General features: G+C 73.5%; 1 protein-coding gene. It reads right to left on the bottom strand.

Annotation, left to right across the window (positions count from 1 at the left end):
- A partial coding sequence (locus AC0IZJ_RS28610) for a hypothetical protein (RefSeq protein WP_471855658.1) occupies positions 1-249 on the bottom strand: 249 nt, incomplete at both ends.

Genomic DNA, 249 nt, shown 5'->3' with positions numbered 1-249 from the left:
GCGTAGACGACGGCGTGGCCCAGGCCCACGTCGACCACCATGGGCCAGTTGCAGCGGTCCTCGCGCGCAACGACGATGGTGTCGCAGGGCACCGGCCCGAAGCCCAGCCGCTCCACCGTGACGAGATCGCGGTGGCGACGCGGCACGGGCTCGATGTCGACGTCCTCCTCGGGGTTTTCTTCCCGCGCCAGCAGGTCGATGCGTGGCGTGGGCGCGCCGGCCGGGCGCAGGCGCTCGGTCGCGTCCAGC

Source organism: Roseateles sp. AC306 (assembly GCF_979253795.1).
Note: the sequence above shows the minus strand (reverse complement) of the source record. Positions and strands in the feature narration are given on the sequence as shown.